Below are 22,102 nucleotides of genomic sequence, written 5' to 3'. Positions count from 1 at the left end.
CGCCGGCCTCCTGCTCGCGCAGGATCCCGATGATCTGCTCTTCCGTGAACCGTGATCGCTTCATTCGTCCGTCCTTGGGTCGGGCGGACTCCAGTTATTTTTGGAGGAGTCTCAGGGGGGCACGTCACCCTGCAGGATAAGACCTTCGATCTGCCTCGGGGGCGGCGCTATGAGCGACGCACAGGCGAGGCTTTGTCCGAACGCGAGCCCGTGCAGCTTCTGCGTAAACTGGAAAGGGAGATTGGCTCTGACGCGTTCGCCACACAGTACCTCCAGGCACCCGCGCCGCCCGGCGGTGGGATGGTTAAACGCGAGTGGATCAAGCGCTACGACACACCGCCTGAACCCGGGACCGGCCTGACCTACATCAGCTGGGACACGGCATCGAAGGGCGGCCCCGACAACTCGTATTCCGTTGGCCTGGCAGTCCAGCGCGTGGCGAAAGATCGGTTTTATCTGTTGGAAGTGGTGCGGCGACGGATGCAGTTTCCGGAGCTGTTGCACGCCGCCCAGGAAATGGCGGCGCGATATCCGGGTGCCATTACCCTGGTCGAAGACACGGCGGTTGGTCCCGCTCTCGTCTCCTCTTTGGGGAGCACGGTGAATGTGCAGGGGATCAAACCGGAAGGGGATAAAGAAGCGCGTCTTTCGAGGGTGACAGCGCTGATGGAGCGGGGCGAACTGTACCTTCCCTTTAGGGCTCCTTGGCTTGAGGTCTTCGAGGCGGAGTTCTTCTCCTTTCCGGGGAGCCAGCACAACGACCAGGTCGATGCTCTCAGCCAGCTACTCGGCTACAGCATCCGTGACACTTATTGGATCTGGCATTTGCCTTTGTAAGAAACCTTTGTATGCATCATGCTCAGCCTGCGGCGTCAGGGTTTCGCCGCCTACTTCATGGGCATGGGGCCGGGGCAATGTTGCTACAATCAGACAAAGAGACTCTCACCTTCACGGTTCGGGCCGCACGTGCCGTGGACAGCAAGGTGCTGTTCGCGCTCGTGGACGTCGATATGGAAGTAGTCGGCGTGCAGCTGACAATCGCCGGTATCCAGGTGCGCCGCCTGCCCAAGGGCGGCAACTCCGTGCACTCGCCGACTTACAAGGCCGCGGACGGCACCTGGAAACCTGCCATTTTGCTGCCGGATGAGGTGCGAGCGCCGCTTGCAGACACGGTGCTCGCCTTTCTGGTCGAGGAAGGCCTGGCCGTTCCGAAGCGTGATGACATTCCATAGGCCCGGTCGAGCACCCCTGTCGCGGCGAACACCAACCCTCCCGACGACCGCCACCATAAGGGCGGGCCAGACTTTCCCGGATCATGACCTGAGCCACGTCTCGCCCTCGTCGGTCCCGCACCACCGCCAGCAACCGGCCGTAGCGATCCCACCCATCGGGTGAAAGCTGCACGCCTGATCCATCACCAGCTTGAAACCGCTGGCCTGAGGTTCAGCCACCTGGGACTGCATTCAACTGCGCATGCGCTCGGCGGGAAGCCAATTCGCGTTCCAACCTGGCCGTCACGTCACTCCCCAATTGCAGCACCCCCTGGTTGCCGTTTCCATTGACGATGGCACGGAAGGGCTCGCTGCGGCTCGCGTTTGCCAGGCCATCGCGCAGCCGAGCCACGATGGGAGGAGGCGTACCCGCCGGGGCGAAGAAGCCGTTCCAGACCGTGAAGTCCGGCTCAGTGAGGCCATACTCCGCCGTCGTCGGCACGTCCGGAAGTTCCGGCAGGCGCTGCGAGCCGATCACGATCAGCGGCAGCACCTTTCCGTCTCGGAAGTGAGGGCCGACAGTCGGGAAATCGGCGCTGCCGATCTGCACATGGCCAGCCACCAGGTCGGTCACCTGCGGCGCGGTTGCTCGATATGGCACCTTCAGCAGGTCGAGGTTGAAATGCCGCGCAATCTGCTCGACCGCCTGCTCGCTGACCGACCCGCTGCCGGTTGTGCCGAAAGCAATCTGCGGCTTCGAGCGGTCGCGCGCACGGGCCAACAACCCCTCGAAGTCGTTCACCCCCAGACCCGGGTGGCCCCACAAGATGCTGGAAGATTCGACGAAGATCCCGATGGGCGTGAAATCGCGGATCGGATCGAACTGCACGGCGTCACCCAGCGCCACCACGCTGCCGATGAAAGCGGTGATGTTGGGCACAAGCAGCGTGTAGCCGTCGGCAGGGGCGCGCATGACGTGCTGGATGCCCACCGTGCCCGTCGCGCCAGTACGGTTGTCTACCACGAAGCTCTGGCCGAACTGGCTGGACAGCTCACGGGCCAAGGCGCGGCCATAGGTGTCAGTGGGGCCGCCGGCCGGCCAGGGCACCACCAGCCGGACCGGCCGGCTGGGCCAGGGGCCATCGCTCTGTGCCAAAGCCGGCGCGGCGGGCGGCAGGAACGCCGCCAGGGCCAGCACACGGCGACGGGAAAGGCGGAGGTTCATTTTGTTTTCCATGTCACTCGGCCGCCAGCGGCAGGGCCAGGGTGGCGAAGGCCTGTTCGAGATCCTCGATGATGTCGTCGATATGCTCGAGGCCGATGGAGAAACGCACATAGCCCGCACTGACGCCTGTCGCCGCTTGCTCATCCTGCGACAACTGGCCATGGGTGGTGCTGGCCGGATGGATCGCCAGGCTGCGCGCATCGCCGATATTGGCCACGTGGTAAAAGAGCTTCAGCGCATCGATCAGCCGAGCTCCATCCCTCGCCCCGCCACGCAGTTCCGCCCCCACCAGCCCGCCGTAGCCGCCAGACAGATAGCGATCTGCCCGTACCCGAACCTCACCCGATTGCTGGGAGGGATGGATGACCCGCAGGACTTCCGGTTGCAGGGCGAGCCAGCGAGCCACGGCTTCAGCGTTCACGGAGTGCTTCTGGATCCGCAGGGGCAGCGTCTCGATGCCCTGGAGAATCTGGAAGGCGTTGAACGGCGACAGCGACGCGCCGAGGTCGCGCTGCACCGAACTGCGGGCAGCGGCGACATAGGGCGCGACGCCAAGCTTCGGTGCCGCCTCGGTCCAGATCACACCGTGATAGCTCGGGTCAGGTTGGGTCAGCAGCGGATGGCGGTCTGGGTGGGCAGTCCAGTCGAAGTTCCCGCCATCGATGATGGCCCCTCCGATGGAAGTGCCGTGGCCGCCCAGATACTTCGTCAGCGAATAGACGACGATGGCGGCACCATGCTCCAGCGGCCGTGCCAGGAAGGGCGCCGCGGTGTTGTCCAGGATCAGCGGCACGCCGAAGCTGCAGCCGATCGCCGCCACCTCCGCGATCGGAAACACCGCCAGTTTCGGGTTGGGCAGCGTCTCGCCGTAATAGGCGCGCGTGCGGGTATCGGTGGCGCGGGCGAAAGCCTCCGGGTCGGCCGGGTCCACGAAGCGCACCTCAATCCCCTGCCGCCGCAGCGTGTTGGCGAACAGGTTCCAGGTCCCGCCATACAGATCGGTCGAGGAGACGATGTTGTCCCCCGCCTGCGCGATCGCCAGCACGGAGAAGGCCGAAGCGGCCTGGCCGGAGCCCAGCGCCAGCGCATCGCCCGCAGCGCGGGCAACACCGCCGATCGCGGCGGTCACGCCCAGCGGCTCCGTGCGCAAATAGGCGACAGCGCCGATCGACCCCACCCCCATGCCACCCAGCCAGCCCGGCCAGCGGTGTCGGAACAGGCGGCGCAGCACATCGCGCAAGCCCAAAGGCCCCGATGCGGCGGCACCCGCCGGCAGGCGGCGCAGCAGCGGCAGCGCCAGCAAGCCCAGCACCGCCAGGCTGACCAGGATGGTGCCGGCATAGCCGAGCCAATGCGGCAGCCACACCACAGGCGCGCCGCGTATTCCCGCCTCATACAGGAACGGCCAGCTTATGAAGCCCAGCAGGAAACCGACCGCCGTGCCCATCAGCGCGATGGGCGCCCTGACCGATCCCTCGCCCAGCCGGTAGAGGTGGCCGGAGACGCAGGAACCCGACAGGGTCATGCCCAGGCCGAACGCCACGCCCGCCAGCACCAGCACCCAGGATACCGGGCCGATATGCGCATCCGGCGGCAAGCCGGGCCGCATGGGCACCGGCAGCCAGGACCCGAACACCACGGCATAGCCCAGCGTGCCGACCGCAAGTGCCGTCAGCACCCCCAGCAACCCTCGTGGGTCTCCGCCACGCACGGCATCGCGCGTGATGCACAGGAAGCAGAAGCGGCTGCGTTGCAGCACGAAGCCGAAGGCGGCACCCAGAACCAGCGCGAACAGCAGCGCCCGGTCGGACGCCGCCGCCCACCACAAGGCGGCGAGGCCGGCGGCACCGGCCGCCGCCCCCGCCCCGTTCAAGGAAATGCTCAGGTCGCGCCCCAGATCGTGCCGGCGGGATTCTCGATCGGCACGCCGACCGAATTGCCGTACTCGGTCCAGGAACCATCGTACTGGCGCACGTTCTGGTAACCAAGCAGCCGCTTCAGCGCGAACCAGCTGTGGCTGCTGCGCTCGCCGATGCGGCAATACACGATGACCGGGCGGCTGCCGTCGATGCCGACATTGGCGTAGAGCGCGCGAAGCTCGTCCACGCTCTTGAAGGTGCCGTCCGGCCGCACGGCCTGGGCCCAGGGCACGTTCACCGCGCCCGGAATATGGCCCGCGCGGATCGCGAGTTCCTGGAAGCCCGGCGGCGCGAAAATCTTGCCGCTGAACTCATCGGGGCTGCGGATGTCCAGCAGGCGCACCTCCTGCGCGCGGTTCTGGGCCACGGGCACCACGTCCGCCAGCCGCGCCCGCAAGGCGAGATTGGGCTGGGCCGGAAGCTCCAGCGTCGTGGCCTGATGGGTAACGGGCCGGTTAGAGACCTGACGGCCCTCGGCCTCCCACTTGCGGCGCCCGCCATCCAGCAGCCGCACGTCGCGCACGCCATAGATGTCGAGCACCCAGGCGCCCCAGGCCGCGAACCAGTTGTTGTTGTCGCCATACAGCACCACCGTGCTGTCATGCTGCACGCCGGCACGGCGCAGCAGGTTCTGGATCTGCTCGCGGCTGGCGATGTCGCGGCGCACCGTGTCCACCAGGTCGCGGTGCCAGGAGACGTTGGTGGCGCCGGGAATGTGGCCGCGCTCGAACAGCCCGGGGTTCACGCTGACTTCGATGACCCGGACCTGCGGATTGCGCAGGTTCTCCGTCAGCCACTCGGTAGAGACGAGGGCCTGAGCGGGGCCGGAAGCGGCCGCGGGTTGAGCGGCGGCGGGACGGCTGGCCTGCGCGAGGGCGACGCCGCTAGCCAGGGCCGCGATACCGCGACGCCCAAAAGGAAGAAGATTGGTCATGGGATTTCCCGTTTTAGGATTGCTATTTGGCTCGTGATGCGTCGCTTGGGGGCGGCCACTACCGACATCGCTCGTGCGGGTGCGGTCTCCATAAGCAGGGCACATCATCCTCCATGGCCATGTTGGCCAAGCAGGATTATCGTCGAACAATCACATTTGGAAGTGTTTTTATAAAAACACTAATTCTAGATGTAATTTTTGCCCCTGCCGGGACCAGCCTTATTTTCGGGCTTGTATCTTGCCACGCCGCCTCTCATGAGCGGCAAAATCACCGGATGCCAGGCGCTCGAAAACTCACCAGTCATCTCGCTGCCGGCCGGGTGCGTTTTAACTCACCAGCCTGACGCAAGACACTTAGCCCTCGCGGTGCACCAAGGGTAAACTCGGAGGCGCCGGCCCTCGTCACCACCTGGCCTTCAGGCCAGGCCGCCGGCACATCCCTGGAAAAAACGGATGGTGCCGGCATCGACCAGACCGACAGAGGCTCAAGCCGCCGACCGGCCAGCCTGCCGCGCGGCGACGAGTTCCCGGACGCGCGGCAGCAGCTCCCGCCCGTACTCGATGGCGTCGATCAGCGGATCGAAGCCCCGGATCAGGAAGGTATCGATGCCGAGGTCGTAGTAGTCGAGCATCGCATCCGCCACCTGGTCCGGGGTTCCCACCAGCCCGGTGGAGTTGCCCGAGGCGCCGGTCAGCGCCGCGATCCCTGTCCACAACCGCTTATCCACCCGTGCGCCCTGCGCGGCGGCGGCCAGCAACCGGCGCGAGCCTTCATTGGGCGGCGGCGTGTCGCCACGCTGGGCACGGACATTGTTGGGCGAGCGCCCGGTACCGCCGGCAGACCGCAGCGCGCGGGCCCGGGCCAGGATGTCATCCGCCTTGGCCCAGGCCTTCTCCTCGGTATCCGCGATGACGGGACGCAACGACAGGCTGAAGCGCGGGTTGCGGCCATGCGGCGCGGCCGCTGTCCGCACGCGCGCCACCAGCTCGCGCACCTGGTCGTAGGTTTCGCCCCACAGCGCATAGACATCGGCATGCTTGCCGGCCACCGGAATGGCGGCGTCCGAGGCCCCGCCGAAGAACACCGGAATGCCTTCCGGCCGATAGGGCTTCACATCCCCATAGCCACGGGTGACACGGTAGTAGCGCCCCTCATAGTCGAAGGGAGCCGTCGAGCCCCATTCCTGCCGGACCACGTCCAGATACTCGCCGGTGCGGGCGTAGCGCTCATCCTTGGTCAGGTGGTCGCCGTCCTGCGCCAGCTCGGCGTCGTCGCCGCCCGAGATGATGTGCACCGCCACCCGCCCGCGCGTGAACTGGTCCAGCGTGGCCAGTTGCCGGGCCGCCAGGGTGGGCGCGGTGAAGCCCGGCCGATGGGCGATCATCAGCCCCAGCCGCTCAGTGACATGGGCGACGTGCTGCCCGATCAGGATGCTTTCCGCCGAGTTGGAATGAAAGGCGACGAGCGCGCGGTCGAAGCCGACATACTCATGCGCCTTCGCCACCGCCTCGATATGCGTGACGTCCACGGCCGGGCCGGTGCGGCGCACGCTCTCCGAGGAATTGAAATGGCCGACATAGCCGATGAATTCGACGCTCATGGTGATGCTCCTTTCAGGCGAAATGGCAGGCGACCTGGGCGGCACCGACCTGCCGTAGCGCCGGTGCCTCCTGCCGGCAGCGCGGCTGGGCCAGGGGGCAGCGCGGGTGGAAGCGGCAGCCGGGTGGCGGGTCGATCGGGCTCGGCAGGTCGCCTTGCAGCAAGGCGCGGGGCGTGCGGGCGGCCGAGGGGTCGAGACGCGGCGCGGCCGCGATCAGGGCGCGCGTGTAGGGATGGCGCGGGGCGTGCCACAGGCTGTCGCGGTCGGCCTGCTCCACCAGCTGGCCCAGATACATCACCGCCACCCGGTCCGACATGTGCCGCACCACCGCCAGGTCATGGGAGATGAACAGCGCGGTGAGGCCCAATTCCTCCCGCAATTCCAGCAGCAGGTTCAGCACCTGGGCGCGCACTGAGACATCCAGCGCCGAGACCGCCTCGTCGCAGACGATCATGGCGGGGTGCAGGATCAGCGCGCGGGCGATACCGACGCGCTGGCGCTGCCCGCCCGACAGCTCATGCGGGTAGCGCTGCGCCAGTTCCGGCCGCAGGCCCACCCGTTGCAGCAGCGCGGCCACGCGGTCCCGCCGCTCGGCGGCATCGCCGCGCCGATGCACCAGCAAGGGCTGTTCCAGGATGCGCCCGATGGTCTCGCGCGGGTTCAACGAGGCGAAGGGGTCCTGGAACACCATCTGCATCCGCGCGCGGTCTGCGCGGGCCAGCTCTGCGCCATCGAACAGGATGCTGCCGGCGCTGGGCTGGTAAATGCGCATCACCAGCCGTGCGATGGTGGACTTGCCGCAGCCGCTCTCGCCCACCAGGCCGAGGGTCTCGCCGGGGGCGACATGCAGGCTGACGTCGTCGACGGCGCGCACGGTGCCCGCACCCGCCGGAAAATGCTTCACCAGCCCGCGCAACTCGAGCAAGGGGGCGCTCATGCCGGCACGGGCTCCAGATGCGGGTGGCAGCAGGCATGGCGGCGGCCGACGCCGATGGCCCGCAGCGCCGGCAGCTCGGCCTGGCAGATGGCGCTGGCCCGGCCGCAGCGCGGCGCGAAGGCGCAACCGGGCGGCAGGTCGAGCAGCGAGGGCACGATGCCCGGGATCTCCGGCAGGCGGCTGCCGGGCGGCAGTGCCTCAATCCGCACCGCGTCCAGCAGGCCGCGCGTGTAAGGGTGGGCCGGGCGGTCGAACAGCGCGCCTACCGCGCCTTCCTCCACCACCCGGCCGGCGTACATCACCGCCACGCGGTCCGCGATCTCGGCCACCACGCCCAGATCATGGGTGATCAGCAGCATCGCCATGCCCAGCCGCTGCTGCAATTCGCGCAGCAGGGCCAGGATCTGCGCCTGGGTGGTCACGTCCAGCGCGGTGGTGGGTTCGTCCGCGATCAGCAGTTCCGGCTCGCAGGCCAGCGCGATGGCGATCATCGCGCGCTGGCGCATGCCACCCGAGAGGCGATGGGGAAATTCCTCCGCCCGCTCGCGCGGGGATGGCATGCGCACCAGCTCCAGCAACTCCACCGCGCGTTCCCGTGCCGCGCGCAGCCCAATGTCGCGGTGCAGGCGCAGCGCCTCCACGATCTGGGTGCCGATGCTCTGCACCGGGTTCAGCGCCGAGAGCGGTTCCTGGAAGATCATCGCGATGCGGTTGCCGCGCACGGCGCGGATCCCGGCCGCATCGAGCTTCAGCAGGTCGGTGCCCTTGAACAGCACCTCGCCGCCCGCGATGCGCCCGCCCGCCGCCTCGATCAGCCGCAGCACGGAATAGGCGGTGACGGATTTGCCGCTGCCGCTCTCTCCCACCAGCGCCAGCGTTTCGCCGGGCTGGATGGAGAGGTTCACGCCATTCACGGCCTTTACCGTCCCGGCGCGGGTATCGAACCAGGTTTGCAACCCGCGGATATCGAGCAGGGCCATGGTCAGCGCCGTTGCAAATGCGGGTTCAGGGCGTCGTTCAGCCCTTCGCCCAGCAGGTTGAAGGCCAGCACCGTGACCACGACCGCGATGCCCGGCAGGCCGCAGACATACCAGGCCTCGGCCAGCTGCTCCCGCCCGCCGCCGATAATGGTGCCCCAGCTCATGACATTGGGGTCGCCCAGGCCGAGGAAGGACAGCGCCGCCTCGGTCTGGATCGCGTGGGCGATGGTGAGCGTGGACATGGCGATGACCGGTGGCAGGGCGTTGGGCAAGATCTGCGTCAGGATCAGGCGCGGCGTGCCCATGCCGATGGTCTCCCCGGCCAGGACGAATTCGCGTTCCCGCAGCAGCAGGAATTGCGCGCGCACCAGCCGCGCGGTAGCCGGCCAGGAGACGATGCCGATGGCCAGCACGGCGGTCGCGACCGAGGGCCGGAACACCGCCACCAGCACCACGGCCAGCACGAAGCTCGGCACTGTCTGGAAAAGCTCCGTCACGCGCATCAGCACCGCGTCCACGCTGCCGCCATAGAAGCCACCCAGCGCGCCGAACAGCGTGCCGATGCCCGCCGCGATCAGCGTGCTGACCAGCCCAATCATCAGCGATACCCGCGCGCCGGATACCAGCCCGGCCGCGAGGTCGCGCCCCATCACGTCGGTGCCGAGCGGGTTGGCCATGTCCTCGCCCGGCCACAGCATGGGCGGGGCCGCCATCTCCCACGGGTCGCCCGGCCACAGCAGCGGGCCGATGATGGCCAGCGCCAGGATCAGCGCCAGCAGCACCGCGCCCCCGGCCGCCGACCGGTTGACCGAAAGCCGCCACAACAGGCCGGGCTGCGCCGAGGCCGACATCAGGCGCGCCTCCCGGCCGGGTCGACGCGCGGGTCGATGAGCACATACAGAAGGTCGACCAGCAGGTTGACCAGCACCACCACGACGGAGCTGAAGAACAGGATGCCGAGCAGCAGGTTGAGGTCACGGGTGCGGATCGCCTCATAGGCCAGGCGGCCGAGGCCGGGCCAGGAGAACACCGTCTCCACCAGGACCGCGCCGCTGAGCAGCGAGGCGGATTGATAGGCCAGCATGGTCACCATCGGCAGCAGCGCGTTGCGGAAGGCATGCACCAGGGTGATGCGCCATTCGCCCGCCCCCTTGGCACGGGCGGTGCGGATGAAGTCGGCGCCGTACAGCTCCAGCATGGAGCTGCGCACCAGCCGGGCATAGACAGCCATGTAGAAGGTGGAGAGGGTCACTGCTGGCAGGATCAGATGCAGCGCCACATCGCCGATCATGGCCAGGGCACCATGCCCCGCGCCCACCGTGTACATCCCGCCCGATGGCAGCCATCCCAGCCCGGCCGAGAACAGCACGATGGCCATCAGCCCGAGCCAGAAGGTGGGCACCGCATAGGTCAGCAGCACGAACCAGGACAGCGCGGTATCCGCCCAGCTGCCGACGCGCGTGGCGGCCAGCACGCCGAGCAGCGAGCCCGCCACCACCGCGATCGCCAGCGCGGAGGTCATCAGCAGCAGCGTGGCCGGCAGCCGCGTCATGATCAGCCCCAGCACCGGCATGTTGAGCCTGAAGGAGAAGCCGAGGTCGAGCGTCGCCAGATTGCCCAGGTAATGCAGGAACTGCACCGGCAGCGGCCGGTCGAGGCCGAAGGCCGCTCGCAGCTGGGCCATGTATTCCGGGGTGGCGGCGCCGGCCTCGCCGGCCAGCACATCCACCACGTCGCCGGGCGCGAGCTGCAGGATCAGGAAGTTCAGCGCGGCGATGCCGAACAGCACCGGCACCACCTGCCACAACCGCCGCAGCACAAAGGGCCTGAGCCCGCGCCGCTTCATCGCGCCGGCACCAGCCAGGCATCCTCCAGCCCCGCGAACATGCCATCGCCCTGCGGCCGTTCCTTGCGGAAGCGCGCGGTGGAGACGGTGGTCCAGGTCAGCTCCACGAGGTCCAGGATCGGCGCGTCCTCCTGCACGATTTCCTGCCAGCGGTTCACCAGGGCGCGGCGACGGGCCAGATCGCCCTCGGAGGCCGCTTGTTCCATGATCCGGTCCAGCTCGGGGTTCGAGTAGCCGGAACCGTTGGTCCAGGGCGCGCCGCGAATGATGTTCTGCGTCCAGTACAGGCGCTGAACCCCCAGCGTGGGGTCCGGCAGCTTGTGCAGGCTCGAGGTCATGATGTCGTAGTCGCCGTCGGTGTAGACGCGGCGCAGGTAGGCGGCCGAATCCTCGATGATGAGTTCGAGATCCACGCCGATACGGGCGAAGGACTGTTTGATGAACTCGCCGGCACGGTTGGATTCCAGGCTGTTGCCGCTGCCGGAGACGAGGTTGATGCGGAAGCGCTTGCCGTCGGCACCCCGGCGCAGCCCGGCCTCGTCGAGCAGCTGTTCCGCCCGGCGCGGGTCGAAGCCCTGTGGATTGCCGCGATGGTAGTACTGCGCGACCGAGGACGGGATCGGCCCGGTGGCGGGCTTGCCGTAACCCTGCCAGACCAGCCGCACCAGCGCCGCGCGGTCGATCGCGTGGGACAGCGCCTGCCGCACCCGCCTGTCGCCCAGATGCGGCCGGCGGACATTGATCTGCGCCAGGAAGATCGAGGCGAGGAAGCGCCCGTCATCGGTGTTGATGGTGTATTTCGAGGCGTCGCTGAACCGGCGCAGGCTGGTCACCGGGATCTGCGAGCCGATGGTGACGTCGATCTCCCCGGCCTCCAGCGCCACGCTGCGCGCCACCGCATCGGGGATGAAGCGGAAGATGATGCCGTCGAGATACGGCTTGCCCGCCTGCCAGTAATCCGGGTTGCGCTCCAGGATCAGGTGGCTGCCGCGCGTCCATTCCTTGAAGCGGAACGGGCCGGTGCCGATGGGCGCGCTGTTGGCCGGGTTCTTCAGGATGTCCGTGCCCTCATAGATGTGCCGGGGCAGGATCTGGGCGCCATAGGTGTTGATGTAGTTGAACAGGTAGAGCGCCGGCGCCGAGAGCACGACCGTGACGGTATGCGGGTCGGGCGTCTCGACCTCGGTGACATTGGCGAAGACGGCGCGTCCGAAGGGATGCAGCTTCTTCCAGACCTCGAGCAGGGTGAAGCGCACATCGGCGGAGGTGAAGGGCTGGCCGTCGTGCCATTTGGCGTTCTGGCGCAGCCGGAAGGTGGTGCGCAGCCCGTCCGCGCTCGTCTCCCAGCTTTCGGCCAGGGCCGGCACGGGCTTCAGTTCCAGGTCGTAGCTGACCAGCCCCTCCAGGATCTTGGAGGAGACCATGCCGATGTTCATCGTGGTGATGAAGGCGGAGGTCAGGATCGGCGGTTCCTCCACCACGATCCGGGCGGTGCCGCCGCGCACGGGCGCGGTGGGCTGCGCAATGGCAGGAAGGGAGGCCAGGGCGAAACCGCCCGTCATCAGGTCACGGCGATGCATCGGATATCCAGGTCAGGCAAGGGGAACGGAGAGGGCGTCAGTCCAGCAGGTCCGGTTCCTCGGCGGTGATCTTCTCCCAGAGCGGATAGAAGCTGAGGATGCTGCCCTTGTCGGAGCCCACGCGCTGGGCGGTGCTGGCCGCCACCTCATGCCCGATGGGCTGCGGCGTGCCGGCGGCCTCGGCCAGCAGCTGCGCGCGGGCGGCGTTGTCCAGCGCAATGAAGCGCCAGGCCGCGGCCTCCACCGTCTGGCCCACGGTCAGCAGGCCATGGTTCTTCAGGATCACGGCGCGGTTCGGCCCGAGCGCCTCGGCGATGCGGCGGCCTTCGGACTGTTCCAGCACCACGCCGGTGAAATCGTCGAACAGGGAATGCTGCTGGTAGAAGCCGGTGGAATCCTGGGTGATCGGGTCCAGCAGCCGGCCCAGGCTCGACCAGGCCTTGCCGTGGGTGGAATGGGTATGGGCGGCGGCGACCACATCGGGGCGCGCCTGGTGGATCGCGGAATGGATGGCGAAGGCCGCGCGGTTCACCGCGTGATGGCCCTCGACCACCTCGCCCTCGTCATTCACCAGGATCAGGTCCGACACGCGGATGCGGCTGAAATGCTTGCCCAACGGGTTCACCCAGAAATGGTCGGTCTTTTCCGGGTCACGCGCCGTGACATGGCCGGCGAGGCCCTGGTCGTAACCGTAGCGGGCGAAGATGCGGAAGGTGGCGGCGAGGCGCTGCTTGCGGTGCAGGCGTTCCTGCGCCGGGCTGCGCTGCGGCTCGGCGTCTCGCAGCACGGCCAAGAACGGGTCGCCGGCGGTCTTCGGGGTGATGTGGTTCATGGTGCCGTGTGCTCCTGCTGTCTCGGGGTTTCCTCGGAAGCGAGAACCCCTTGGATGGCGCGATATTGCGCAATGGCGCCGCCGGCACTGAGATAGACGGCGACGAAAGCGGCCTCGGCCAGCTCGGCCTCGGTGGCCCCGGCCTCGCGGGCCTTGCGGGTGTGGATCTCGATGCAGGGCTGGCAGCGCGTGACATGCGCGGCGGCCACCGCGATCAGCTCCTTCACATGCGTGCTGAGCGCGCCCGGCGCGAAGACCGACTGGCCGAGCGCCACGAACTGTGCGTGGCTCTCCGGCGCCTGTTCCCGCAGGTGCCGCATGGCGGGGGAGATGCTGCCGCTCATGCGTAGAAGCCCGGCTCGGGCACAGCACCGGTCAGCGAATGCCGGCCGATGTCGCGCAGCTTGTAATCCACCGGGTCGTGCAGCGAATGCGTGCGGATGTTGCGCCAGAACCGGTCGAAATTCAGCTCGGCCCGGGCGGCGCGGGCGCCGGTCAGCTCGAACAGTTCCTCTCCGGCCTTCAGCGCCGCGCGCTGGGCCAGCACCCGGGCCTCGGCGGCGCGCAGCGCCACCCCGCCGCGCTGTTCGGGCGTGATGGCGGCACCGAGTTCCCAGCCCCACTCCAGCGCGTCATTCGCGGCGTCCGTCGCCAACTCGGCCGCGCGCAGCGCCAGGCGCAATTCGCCATGCCGCGCCAGCACGAACGGATCCTCGGCGATGGAGGCGACACCGGCACCGCCCCAGGGCCGGGTCTCGCGCAGGCTGTGGTCGCGGGCTGCGGCCAGCGCGCCCAACCCATGGCCCAGGAACAGGTTGACCAGCACCAGCTGGGACAGCGTGGTGCGCAGCGTGATATGCAGGCGCGGGGCCTCGCCCGGGCGGCGCAGCACGTCGCGCGCCGGGATGCGCACCTGCTCGAACTCCACCGTGCCGCTGTCGGTCTGGCGCTGGCCCACCGCGTCCCAGTCGCCGCGCACCGTGACGCCAGGCGCATCGGTGGGCACTGTGACGAGGATGAGCTGCCCGCTGGCCTGGTGCAGCGCCGAGACATTGAGGTGTCGCGACCCGCGCGCGCCCGAGGCGAAGCCCTTGCGCCCGTCCAGCACGAAGCCGCCATCCGCCGCATCCTCGGCCACCAGCCGGGCATCGAGCGGGTTGTTGGCATTGCCCCACCACAGATGCTCGCGCGCCGTGGCGCCCAGCAGGCGTTCGGCCTGCTCCGGGTTCGCGTAGAGGCGGATCGTGCCGACCTGCAGCGCGTGATAGCCATACAGATGCGCCAGCGAGCCATCGGCGGTGGCGATGCGCCGCACCAGGCGCAGGATCTCGGGCCAGCCCTTGCCTGCGCCGCCCTGCTCGGCCGGCACCGGCCAGGCGAGCAGCCCCGCCTGGCGGATCTGGGCTTTTTCGGTAGCGGCATGGCCGCCGGTGCGGTCGCGCTGTGCGGCCGTGGCCGAGAAACCCGCGATCAGGGCGTCGAGGTCGGGGACAACGGGGGCAACGACATTCATCTCAGGCTTCCTGAAGGGCGGGATGGTGGCGGAAGGCGGCGCCGGGATGGTTGGCGGGAAGGCGTGCATGGCCGAACAGGCGCTGGCGCAGCGGCCCCTCGGCCGGGGCGGGGCGCACCAGCCCGCGCGATCGCAGTTCCGGGATCAGCAGTGCGGACACATCCTCGAAGCATTCGGGCACGACGGTGCGCAGGATGTTGAAGCCGTCGACATCGGCTTCCTCGACGAAGGCCTGAAGGGCGTCGGCCACCTGCACGGCGGTGCCCACCACAGCCTGGTTGCGGCAGCCGAGCCGCATGGATTCCCTGACCTGCCGCACCGTCCAGACCCGACCCTGGGCGCGCTTCGTCACCGCCTCCAGGAAACTCTGCGCGGCCTCGGTGGGGCGTTCCACGATGGGCTCGTCCGGATCGAGCGCCGCGAGGTCGATACCCGTCTGCTGGGAGAAATGCGTGAGCCCGCCCTCGGGGCTCGCGTGGCGTGCGTATTCCTCGAAACGGTCGCGCGCCTCTGCCTCGGTGCGGCCCAGCACGGGCAGCACGCCAACCAGGATGCGCAGGTCGTCTCGGCCGCGCCCATGGCGGGCAGCGCGGGCGCGCAGGTCGCGCACGATCTCCCTCGCCTGGGCCGGACTGCCGCTGATGAACACGCATTCGGCGTGGCGCGCCGCGAATTCCTGCCCGCGCGCGGATGCGCCCGCCTGAAACAGCAACGGCGTGCGCTGCGGGGAAGGCGATTGCAGGTGGATGCCGCTTACGCGATGCCAGGGGCCCTTGTGCTCGATGGCGCGCACGCCCTCGGGCCGGGTGAAGACGCGCGCCGCCTTGTCGATGACCAGCGCGTCATCGTCCCAGCTGCCCTCCCACAGCCCATAGGCGGCGGCCAGGAAATCCTCGGCCCGGTCATAGCGTTCGTCGTGCGGGATCTGCGCGGCATCGCCCATGGCGCGCGCCGCGCTGTCGGCGAAGCCCGTGACGATGTTCCACGCCACCCGCCCCTGGGTCAGGTGATCCAAGGTCGAAAAGCTGCGCGCCAGCAGTGCCGGGTGGCTGTAGCTGGTGTTCATCGTCACGCCGAAACCCAAGCTTCGCGTGGCCGCCGCCATGGCGGAGACCAGTAGCATCGGGTCTCCGATCGGCACCTGAACGGCGTGACGCAGCGCCGCCGCCGGCCCGCCTCCATAGACGTCGTTGGCGCCGATGACGTCGGCCAGGAACAGGGTGTCGAAACCGCCTGCTTCCAGCGTACGGGCGATGCCGGTCCAGTAGTCCAGCTCATTATGCCGGTGCGACTGGTCGCGCGGGTGGGACCACAGCCCATGGGCGATGTCCCCCGCGCAATCCATCAGCACCGCGTTCAGGATCAGCGGGCGGCGGGCCATGGCGGTCAGCCCTGTTCCCAGGGAAAGGAAACGAGGTCGGCGTAGAGGCGGCGCAGCACCTGTTTCACCGCGTCCGACCGGTGGTAGACGGCGATGAAGCGGGTCAGCCGCTCGTCCTGCGTGCGGTCGGGGCGGGTGACGAAGCGGAAGGCGTAGCGCGGGTCGTTCTCGAAGATCAGGCCGCGGCTGGGGTCGATCCCGCCCAGGCGGGCAAAGGTGGGATAGGTGGCCACCGCATCCACGTCATCCAGCGCGCGGGCGATCTGCGGGCCGTCAAGCGGCACCAGGCGCAGGCGGCGCGGGTTGCCCACGATATCCTCCGGCCCTGCACGGTGATCGGCGCCGGGCTTGAGCTGCAGCAGGCCGGCGCTCTGCAGCAGCAGGAGCGATCGGCCGGTGTTCACGGCATCGCCGGAATAGGCGATGCGCGCCCCCTCGCGGATGCCGTCCAGCGCCGGAATGCGCTTGGAATAGAGGCCGAAGGCGGTGGCGAAGCCGACCGCGACCGGCACCAGGTTCCAGCCCGCACGGGTGTTGGAGTATTCCAGGAACGGCTGGTGCTGGAAGAAATTGGCGTCCTGCTCGCCATCGAACACGGTGCGGTTGGGGGTCTGCCAATCGCTGAATTCCTGCAGCCGGACATTCAGGCCCTGGGCGCGGGCCTCGGTGGCGGCGGCCTCGGTGGCTTCGTTGGAGACACTGGTGGCCAGCGCGATGCGCAGCGGCGCCGCCGCGTTCTGGGCAAGTGCGGGGCTGGCGAGCAGGGAAAGGCCGGAAGCGGCAAGGGTACGGCGGAGCATGAGAGGGCCTTGCAACGGATGATGTTGCGGCACGGTATGGGAGTTTGTGCCGTAAAACAACGTGCTTTATTCAATTAACATATAAAATGGTGTATTATATGACGCACAGGTGCGCGATCCCGTCCAGAATCACGATTGTATCCTGGTGATTGACAGCCCGCGCGCTCATCCCAATTCGATCCCGACCAAGCATCCAGGAGGCAGGCATGGGAACCGAAGTCATTATCGTCGGCGTGGGCGCCGAACAGGGGCTGGGTGCGGCCGTCGCGCGGCGTTTCGCCCGGGAAGGCCACCATGTGCTTCTGGCGGGCCGGACGGCTGAAAAGCTCGACCGTGTAGCCGCCGCCATCCAGGCCGCCGGCGGCAGCGCGGAGGCGGTGGTGGCCGATGCCACCGACGAGGCCGCCATCGGTACCCTCTTCGCCCGCGCCCATCAGCCGGAGATAGTGGTCTTCAATGCGGGCAGCAATCTGCGCCGCCCCTTCCGCGAACTGACCGTCGTTGAGGTGGAGAACACCTGGCGCACCAACACGCTGGGCGGATTCATTGTGGCCCGGGAGGCGGCGCGCCACTTGGTGCCGCAAGGGCGCGGCACCCTGATCCTGACGGGCGCCACCGCCAGCCTGCGCGGCGCCTCGGGTTTCGCCGCCTTCGCCGCCGCCAAGGCCGGGCTGCGCGCACTTGCGCAATCCGCCGCGCGGGAGTTGGGGCCGCTCGGTCTGCATGTCGCCCATGCCGTGATCGATGGCGGGATCGACGGCGAAAGGCTGCGCAGCCGCAGCCCGGAGCGCGCCGAGGCCGCCGGGCCGGACGGTTTGCTGAGCATCGACGCGATCGCGGAAGCCTATTGGCAATTGCACCGTCAGCATCGCTCCGCCTGGACGCTGGAGCTGGATCTACGGCCCTACGGCGAGAAATTCTGATTTCCACCTTGCGCTGGCGGTCATTTATCGCAATCATCCTTGTTGAATAAATTTTGCACGGATTTTCTTCGTGTAAAAAGTACCAACGAGGATCACGCCATGGGCACCACGCTGTCCGCGCCTGCTTCCATCACCGCGTCGCTGAACTATCTGGCGCCGGTCGATGGCAGGCCGCGCACCTACACCTTCGACCCGCCTGCGGGCGAACCCCGCAGCACCGCATTGCCGGAGGCGCATGATGTGCGCATCCGCGACGCCCGGGCCGCTGCCGCGCAGCTCGCCCTCGACGTCACGGGGTTCGAGCTACTGCGCCATCGTTCGGCGCTTGCCGATTTTTCCGATGAACAGCAGATCCGCGACGTCTATTACCCGGAGAGCATCGCGCTGATCCGCGCCGCCACCGGGGCCGACCGTGTGTTCGTTTTCGATCACACCATCCGCCGCCGGGTGCCCGGGGTCGAGGACCAGCGCGATGGCGGCCCGCGCCAGCCCGCCACCCGCGTGCATGTCGACCATACCGAGCGTTCCGGCCCGCAGCGGGTGCGCGACCTGCTGCCGGACGAGGCGGAGGCGCTGCTGAAGGGGCGCGTCCAGGTCATCAACCTGTGGCGGCCGCTGCGCGGCCCGGTGAAGGACGCGCCGCTCGCCTTCGCCGACGCCCGCACGGTGCCTTTCTCGGACTATGTGCCGAGCGACCTCGTTTATCCGCAGCGGGTCGGCGAGACCTACAGCGTGCGCTTCAACCCGGCGCATGAGTGGTTCTATGTGCCTGACCTGCAGACCGACGAGGCGCTGCTGATCAAGTGCTACGACAGCGAGACGGACGGCCGCGCCCGCTTCGTCGCCCACACGGCCTTCCATGACCCTACCACGCCCGCCGATGCCCCGCCGCGCGAGAGCATCGAACTGCGCACCCTGGTCTTTCACAAGCCATGACACCGCCGTTTCACCTCGAGGGGCCCTGTAGCCGTTCCGCGCGCTGAACCTGTTCTTTCTTCTCGCATGCGGAACACGACGTCATGAGCATCCACAGCACTGGCCAGCATAGGAGCCCCCTGCCGCGAAGCGGCAAGCCCGGCCTCGGGCTCGCCAGGCCATGACACCGGAGGGACTGGTCCGCCATCTGCTGCGGGAACATCCAGGCCGGGTGGCGGTGCTGTCCTCCTTCGGGGCGGAGGCCGCCGTTCTGTTGCACCTGGTGGCGGGGATCGACCGCGCCATGCCCGTGCTGTTCCTGGAAACCGGCAAGCATTTCCCGGAAACCCTGGCTTATCGCGCGGCGCTGGCCAGCCGGCTGGGCCTGCGCGACGTGCGTGACCTGCTTCCCGACCCGGCGCTGCTGGCCGGGCTGGACCCTGACGGCACCTTGTGGTCGCGCGCTCCCGACCAGTGCTGCGCCCTGCGCAAGGTCTTCCCCCTCGACGCGGCGCTGGAGGGGTTCGACGTGCTGCTGGATGGCCGCAAGCGACACCATGGCGCCGAACGCACGGCATTGCAGGCCGTCAGGCAGGAGGATGGCAAGTTGCGCGTCTCCCCGCTCGCGCTGTGGGACAGCGTGCACATCGCCGCCTACCGCGCCGAGCACGACCTGCCCGACCACCCGCTTTTCGCGCGGGGCTATGCCTCTATCGGCTGCGCGCCCTGTACCAGCCCCACCAGGCCGGGCGAGCCGCCGCGCGCCGGCCGCTGGCGCGGCACCGGCAAGACCGAGTGCGGCATCCACCACACCCCATCCCGCAACGACAACAACAAAGCCCTGACATGACCGCCCGTTCCTTCGACGACCTCGACGAGCTCGAGGCCGACAGCCTGTTCATCCTGCGAGAGGCCTATAACCGCGTCCGCCCGCTTGCCCTGCTGTGGTCGCTCGGCAAGGACAGCAACGTGCTCATCTGGCTGGCGCGCAAGGCCTTCCTGGGCCGCGTGCCGTTTCCGGTCATGCATCTCGATACCGGGCTGGAGTTCCCGGAGGCCTATGCCTTCCGCGAGCGCTATGCGCGCGAGTGGAACCTGAACCTGATCGCCGACCCTTGCCCGCCGCTGGAGGCGACGGACCCCTCCCTGCCGCCCGCCAGCCGGGTCGCGGCCCGCAAGACCGAGGGCCTGCGCGAGGCGGTGCGCCGCTACGGGCTCGGGGGCATCATCGCCGGCATCCGCCGCGACGAGCAGGCGACGCGCGCCAAGGAGCGCATCGTCAGCCCGCGCGGCGACGACGGTCAGTGGGATTTCCGCGACCAGCCGCCCGAATTCTGGGACCTGTACAATCTCGACGCCCCGCCTGGCTCCCACCTGCGCATCCACCCGCTGCTGCGCTGGACCGAGATCGACGTGTGGCGCTACATCCAGCGTGAGGGCATCCCGGTCTGCGAGCTGTATTTCGCGCGGGAAAACAAGCGTTTCCGCTCTCTGGGCGAGATCGGCATCACCAACCCGATCGACAGCACCGCCAGCAGCATCGCCGAGATTCTGGACGAACTGCGCCTGACCCGGGAACCCGAGCGCGCCGGCCGCAGCATGGACCACGAAAGCGAGGATGCCTTCGAGCGCCTGCGCGTGGGCGGGTATCTGTGATGAGCGATGTCTCCTTCCCCGTCGTCATCGTGGGCCATGTTGACCACGGCAAATCGACCCTGGTCGGGCGGCTGCTGCATGACACCGGCGCCTTGCCGCCGGCGCGCATCGCGGCCCTGCGCGAGCAATCCGCCAAGCGTGGCCTCGATCTCGAATTCTCCTTCCTGCTGGACAGCCTGCAGCTGGAGCGCGACCAGGGCATCACGGTGGATGCGGCCCAGGTCTGGTTCCGCGGTGCCGCCCGGCGCTATGCCGTGCTGGACGCGCCGGGCCATGCCGAGTTCCTGCGCAACATGGTGACCGGCGCGGCCCAGGCGGAGGCCGCCGTGCTGGTGCTGGATGCGGAACAGGGGCTGGGCGAGCAGACCCGCCGGCATGTGTATCTGCTGTCGGTGCTGGGGGTTTCCGGCGTCGTGGTGGCAGTGAACAAGATGGACCGCGTGGGCTGGAGCCAGGAACGGTTCCTGGCCCTTGAAGCCGAGCTGCGCGGCTATCTCAGCTCTCTGGGGCTGGCGCCGACGCATGTCGTGCCGCTCTCCGCGCGCCACGGCCAGAATGTGGTGGAGCGCGGCGCGGACAGCCCCTGGTACGAAGGCCCGACGCTGATCGAGGCGCTCGACACGCTGCCGCCCCGGCCGCGCCCGACCGAGCTGCCGCTGCGCCTGCCGGTGCAGGATGTCTATCGGCTGGGCGACCGGCGCGTGCTGGTGGGCCGTATCGAGACCGGCCGGCTTGCACTGGGTGACGAGTTGCGCCTCTCCCCCGGCGGCCGCCAGGCGCGGGTGCTGTCGCTGGAGAATTGGGGCGGCCCGCCGCGCGAGGCCGCCGAGGCCGGCGAGAGTGTCGCCGTGGTGCTGGACCGCGACGTCTTCGCGGAACGCGGCCAGGTGCTCGGCACCGCCGAGAACCCCAGCATCGAATCCCACGCCCTGACCGTGCGGCTGTTCTGGCTGGACCCGGAGCCGCTGCGCCAGGGCGAACGCCTGACGCTGCGCCATGGCACCGCTGAGACCCGGGCGGCGGTGGAAGCCATCGAGGCGGTGATCGACGTCGATGCGCTGACCTCGGCACCCGCCAGCCAGCTGGAGCGGAACATGGTGGCACGTGCCCGGCTGCGGGCCCGGCGCCCTTTGGCGCTGGATGCGCACGGCACCAACCCGCGTACCGGGCGCGGCGTACTGGTGCGTAACCACCGCATCGTCGGCGGCTTCGTGGTGGAGCATCTGGAACCTGCCGGCAGCAACCTGACGGCCGTGGCCGCCCCGCTCTCGGCCGAGGAGCGTGCGCGCGCCAACGGCCATCGCGGCGGCGTCATCTGGCTGACCGGCCTGTCGGGTTCGGGCAAATCCACCCTCGGCACGCGGCTGGTGCGGGAACTGGCGAACCACGGCGTGCAGGCCACGCTGCTGGATGGCGACAACCTGCGCGGCGGGCTGAACCGCGACCTGGGCTTCAGGGCCGAGGATCGCGCCGAGAATGTCCGCCGCACCGCCGAGGTCTCGGCCCTGCTGGCCGATGCCGGGCTGGTGGCGGTGGTGGCGCTGATCTCGCCGCTGGCAGCCCATCGCGCCCAGGCGCGCGAGACCGTGGGCGAGCGTTTCCGCGAAGTCTATCTGGCGGCGGATCTCGCCACCTGCGAGGGGCGTGACCCGAAGGGCCTGTACCGCCGCGCGCGTGAGGACCGGCTGGCCGATTTCACCGGCATCTCGGCCCCTTACGAGGCACCGCAGGCGGCCGATCTGGTGCTGGATACCGGACGGCTGAACGAACACGAAAGCACCGAGGGCCTGTTGCGGCTGGCATTGCAGGCCTTCGCCCAGGGCCGCGGCTACCGCCAGGTGGCTTGAAG

Annotated in this window: 20 protein-coding genes and 1 pseudogene; 7 read left to right on the top strand and 14 right to left on the bottom strand. The window is 68.7% G+C overall.

Going from position 1 to position 22,102, the window contains the following annotated elements:
• Positions 1-192 precede the first annotated feature (192 nt).
• The gene (gene terL / locus EOD42_RS22145) at positions 193-837 is read left to right on the top strand and encodes a phage terminase large subunit (protein WP_164868073.1); all 645 of its coding nucleotides are present in this window, start codon (positions 193-195) and stop codon (positions 835-837) included.
• 134 nt (positions 838-971) lie between these two features.
• Complete coding sequence (locus EOD42_RS22140; RefSeq protein ID WP_240655253.1) at positions 972-1,232, top strand: hypothetical protein; 261 nt, start codon at positions 972-974, stop codon at positions 1,230-1,232.
• Positions 1,233-1,443: 211 nt separating this feature from the next.
• On the opposite strand, the gene EOD42_RS22135 is transcribed toward EOD42_RS22140, so the two are convergent.
• The 14 genes from EOD42_RS22135 to EOD42_RS22070 all read right to left on the bottom strand — a co-directional run bounded on the left by EOD42_RS22135 (position 1,444) and on the right by EOD42_RS22070 (position 16,759).
• Entirely contained in the window at positions 1,444-2,436 is a 993-nt protein-coding gene (locus tag EOD42_RS22135; RefSeq protein ID WP_206020436.1) for a Bug family tripartite tricarboxylate transporter substrate binding protein, read from the bottom strand.
• A 13-nt stretch (positions 2,437-2,449) separates the two neighbouring features.
• On the bottom strand, positions 2,450-4,309 hold the full coding sequence (locus tag EOD42_RS26555) for a PLP-dependent transferase (protein ID WP_456308120.1): 1,860 nt from the start codon (positions 4,307-4,309) through the stop codon (positions 2,450-2,452).
• Positions 4,310-4,317: 8 nt separating this feature from the next.
• Positions 4,318-5,289: a sulfurtransferase gene (locus tag EOD42_RS22125; protein ID WP_127789766.1), complete on the bottom strand. Its 972-nt coding sequence runs from the start codon at positions 5,287-5,289 to the stop codon at positions 4,318-4,320.
• A gap of 485 nt (positions 5,290-5,774) precedes the next feature.
• A complete protein-coding gene (locus tag EOD42_RS22120; RefSeq protein ID WP_127789765.1) occupies positions 5,775-6,890 on the bottom strand; it encodes an LLM class flavin-dependent oxidoreductase in 1,116 nt (371 codons plus the stop codon).
• A gap of 13 nt (positions 6,891-6,903) precedes the next feature.
• Positions 6,904-7,827: an ABC transporter ATP-binding protein gene (locus tag EOD42_RS22115; RefSeq protein ID WP_127789764.1), complete on the bottom strand. Its 924-nt coding sequence runs from the start codon at positions 7,825-7,827 to the stop codon at positions 6,904-6,906.
• Entirely contained in the window at positions 7,824-8,807 is a 984-nt protein-coding gene (locus EOD42_RS22110) for an ABC transporter ATP-binding protein (RefSeq protein ID WP_127789763.1), read from the bottom strand. The genes EOD42_RS22115 and EOD42_RS22110 overlap by 4 nt, the downstream gene beginning before the upstream one ends.
• Before the next feature lie 2 nt (positions 8,808-8,809).
• On the bottom strand, positions 8,810-9,658 hold the full coding sequence (locus tag EOD42_RS22105) for an ABC transporter permease (protein WP_127789762.1): 849 nt from the start codon (positions 9,656-9,658) through the stop codon (positions 8,810-8,812).
• Complete coding sequence (locus EOD42_RS22100) at positions 9,658-10,653, bottom strand: ABC transporter permease (RefSeq protein WP_127789761.1); 996 nt, start codon at positions 10,651-10,653, stop codon at positions 9,658-9,660. The genes EOD42_RS22105 and EOD42_RS22100 overlap by 1 nt, the downstream gene beginning before the upstream one ends.
• The gene (locus EOD42_RS22095) at positions 10,650-12,233 is read right to left on the bottom strand and encodes an ABC transporter substrate-binding protein (RefSeq protein WP_127789760.1); all 1,584 of its coding nucleotides are present in this window, start codon (positions 12,231-12,233) and stop codon (positions 10,650-10,652) included. Before EOD42_RS22095 ends, EOD42_RS22100 begins: the two co-directional genes overlap by 4 nt.
• Positions 12,234-12,270: 37 nt before the next feature.
• A complete protein-coding gene (locus EOD42_RS22090) occupies positions 12,271-13,065 on the bottom strand; it encodes a class II aldolase/adducin family protein (protein ID WP_127789759.1) in 795 nt (264 codons plus the stop codon).
• Positions 13,062-13,409 (bottom strand): carboxymuconolactone decarboxylase family protein, encoded by a 348-nt coding sequence (locus EOD42_RS22085; protein WP_127789758.1) that lies wholly within the window; start codon positions 13,407-13,409, stop codon positions 13,062-13,064. Before EOD42_RS22085 ends, EOD42_RS22090 begins: the two co-directional genes overlap by 4 nt.
• On the bottom strand, positions 13,406-14,578 hold the full coding sequence (locus tag EOD42_RS22080; RefSeq protein ID WP_127789757.1) for an acyl-CoA dehydrogenase family protein: 1,173 nt from the start codon (positions 14,576-14,578) through the stop codon (positions 13,406-13,408). Before EOD42_RS22080 ends, EOD42_RS22085 begins: the two co-directional genes overlap by 4 nt.
• 1 nt (position 14,579) lies before the next feature.
• Positions 14,580-15,959, bottom strand: coding sequence for an LLM class flavin-dependent oxidoreductase (locus tag EOD42_RS22075; RefSeq protein WP_127789756.1), 1,380 nt, complete (start codon positions 15,957-15,959; stop codon positions 14,580-14,582).
• 5 nt (positions 15,960-15,964) lie between these two features.
• The gene (locus EOD42_RS22070; protein ID WP_127789755.1) at positions 15,965-16,759 is read right to left on the bottom strand and encodes a MetQ/NlpA family ABC transporter substrate-binding protein; all 795 of its coding nucleotides are present in this window, start codon (positions 16,757-16,759) and stop codon (positions 15,965-15,967) included.
• 206 nt (positions 16,760-16,965) lie between these two features.
• On the opposite strand from EOD42_RS22070, the gene EOD42_RS22065 reads away from it, so the two are divergent.
• The 5 genes and pseudogenes from EOD42_RS22065 to cysC all read left to right on the top strand — a co-directional run bounded on the left by EOD42_RS22065 (position 16,966) and on the right by cysC (position 22,100).
• Positions 16,966-17,682, top strand: coding sequence for an SDR family NAD(P)-dependent oxidoreductase (locus EOD42_RS22065; RefSeq protein WP_127789754.1), 717 nt, complete (start codon positions 16,966-16,968; stop codon positions 17,680-17,682).
• Between the two features lie 99 nt (positions 17,683-17,781).
• Positions 17,782-18,618 carry a CmcJ/NvfI family oxidoreductase gene (locus tag EOD42_RS22060; protein WP_127789753.1) on the top strand — a complete coding sequence of 279 codons (837 nt, stop codon included), beginning with the start codon at positions 17,782-17,784 and terminating at the stop codon, positions 18,616-18,618.
• Positions 18,619-18,775: 157 nt separating this feature from the next.
• A pseudogene (locus tag EOD42_RS22055) lies at positions 18,776-19,447 on the top strand (phosphoadenylyl-sulfate reductase); the annotation flags it as partial.
• Positions 19,444-20,253, top strand: a complete 810-nt coding sequence (gene cysD / locus EOD42_RS22050; RefSeq protein ID WP_127789751.1) for a sulfate adenylyltransferase subunit CysD — start codon at positions 19,444-19,446, stop codon at positions 20,251-20,253. The pseudogene EOD42_RS22055 and the gene cysD, both read left to right, overlap by 4 nt.
• Positions 20,253-22,100 carry an adenylyl-sulfate kinase gene (gene cysC, locus EOD42_RS22045; RefSeq protein ID WP_127789750.1) on the top strand — a complete coding sequence of 616 codons (1,848 nt, stop codon included), beginning with the start codon at positions 20,253-20,255 and terminating at the stop codon, positions 22,098-22,100. The genes cysD and cysC overlap by 1 nt, the downstream gene beginning before the upstream one ends.
• The last annotated feature ends 2 nt before the right edge of the window (positions 22,101-22,102 follow it).

It is taken from the genome of Rhodovarius crocodyli (assembly GCF_004005855.1).
Lineage (GTDB): Bacteria > Pseudomonadota > Alphaproteobacteria > Acetobacterales > Acetobacteraceae > Rhodovarius > Rhodovarius crocodyli.
Note: the sequence above shows the minus strand (reverse complement) of the source record. Positions and strands in the feature narration are given on the sequence as shown.

What these genes read in the sequence shown, in the direction of transcription:
- EOD42_RS22135 (WP_206020436.1), bottom strand. Translation starts at nt 2,436, where the DNA reads ATGAACCTCCGCCTTTCCCGTCGCCGTGTGCTGGCCCTGGCGGCGTTC.
- EOD42_RS22125 (WP_127789766.1), bottom strand. Translation starts at nt 5,289, where the DNA reads ATGACCAATCTTCTTCCTTTTGGGCGTCGCGGTATCGCGGCCCTGGCT.
- EOD42_RS22120 (WP_127789765.1), bottom strand. Translation starts at nt 6,890, where the DNA reads ATGAGCGTCGAATTCATCGGCTATGTCGGCCATTTCAATTCCTCGGAG.
- EOD42_RS22115 (WP_127789764.1), bottom strand. Translation starts at nt 7,827, where the DNA reads ATGAGCGCCCCCTTGCTCGAGTTGCGCGGGCTGGTGAAGCATTTTCCG.
- EOD42_RS22110 (WP_127789763.1), bottom strand. Translation starts at nt 8,807, where the DNA reads ATGGCCCTGCTCGATATCCGCGGGTTGCAAACCTGGTTCGATACCCGC.
- EOD42_RS22105 (WP_127789762.1), bottom strand. Translation starts at nt 9,658, where the DNA reads ATGTCGGCCTCGGCGCAGCCCGGCCTGTTGTGGCGGCTTTCGGTCAAC.
- EOD42_RS22100 (WP_127789761.1), bottom strand. Translation starts at nt 10,653, where the DNA reads ATGAAGCGGCGCGGGCTCAGGCCCTTTGTGCTGCGGCGGTTGTGGCAG.
- EOD42_RS22095 (WP_127789760.1), bottom strand. Translation starts at nt 12,233, where the DNA reads ATGCATCGCCGTGACCTGATGACGGGCGGTTTCGCCCTGGCCTCCCTT.
- EOD42_RS22090 (WP_127789759.1), bottom strand. Translation starts at nt 13,065, where the DNA reads ATGAACCACATCACCCCGAAGACCGCCGGCGACCCGTTCTTGGCCGTG.
- EOD42_RS22085 (WP_127789758.1), bottom strand. Translation starts at nt 13,409, where the DNA reads ATGAGCGGCAGCATCTCCCCCGCCATGCGGCACCTGCGGGAACAGGCG.
- EOD42_RS22080 (WP_127789757.1), bottom strand. Translation starts at nt 14,578, where the DNA reads ATGAATGTCGTTGCCCCCGTTGTCCCCGACCTCGACGCCCTGATCGCG.
- EOD42_RS22075 (WP_127789756.1), bottom strand. Translation starts at nt 15,959, where the DNA reads ATGGCCCGCCGCCCGCTGATCCTGAACGCGGTGCTGATGGATTGCGCG.
- EOD42_RS22070 (WP_127789755.1), bottom strand. Translation starts at nt 16,759, where the DNA reads ATGCTCCGCCGTACCCTTGCCGCTTCCGGCCTTTCCCTGCTCGCCAGC.
- EOD42_RS22065 (WP_127789754.1), top strand. Translation starts at nt 16,966, where the DNA reads ATGGGAACCGAAGTCATTATCGTCGGCGTGGGCGCCGAACAGGGGCTG.
- EOD42_RS22060 (WP_127789753.1), top strand. Translation starts at nt 17,782, where the DNA reads ATGGGCACCACGCTGTCCGCGCCTGCTTCCATCACCGCGTCGCTGAAC.
- cysD (WP_127789751.1), top strand. Translation starts at nt 19,444, where the DNA reads ATGACCGCCCGTTCCTTCGACGACCTCGACGAGCTCGAGGCCGACAGC.
- cysC (WP_127789750.1), top strand. Translation starts at nt 20,253, where the DNA reads ATGAGCGATGTCTCCTTCCCCGTCGTCATCGTGGGCCATGTTGACCAC.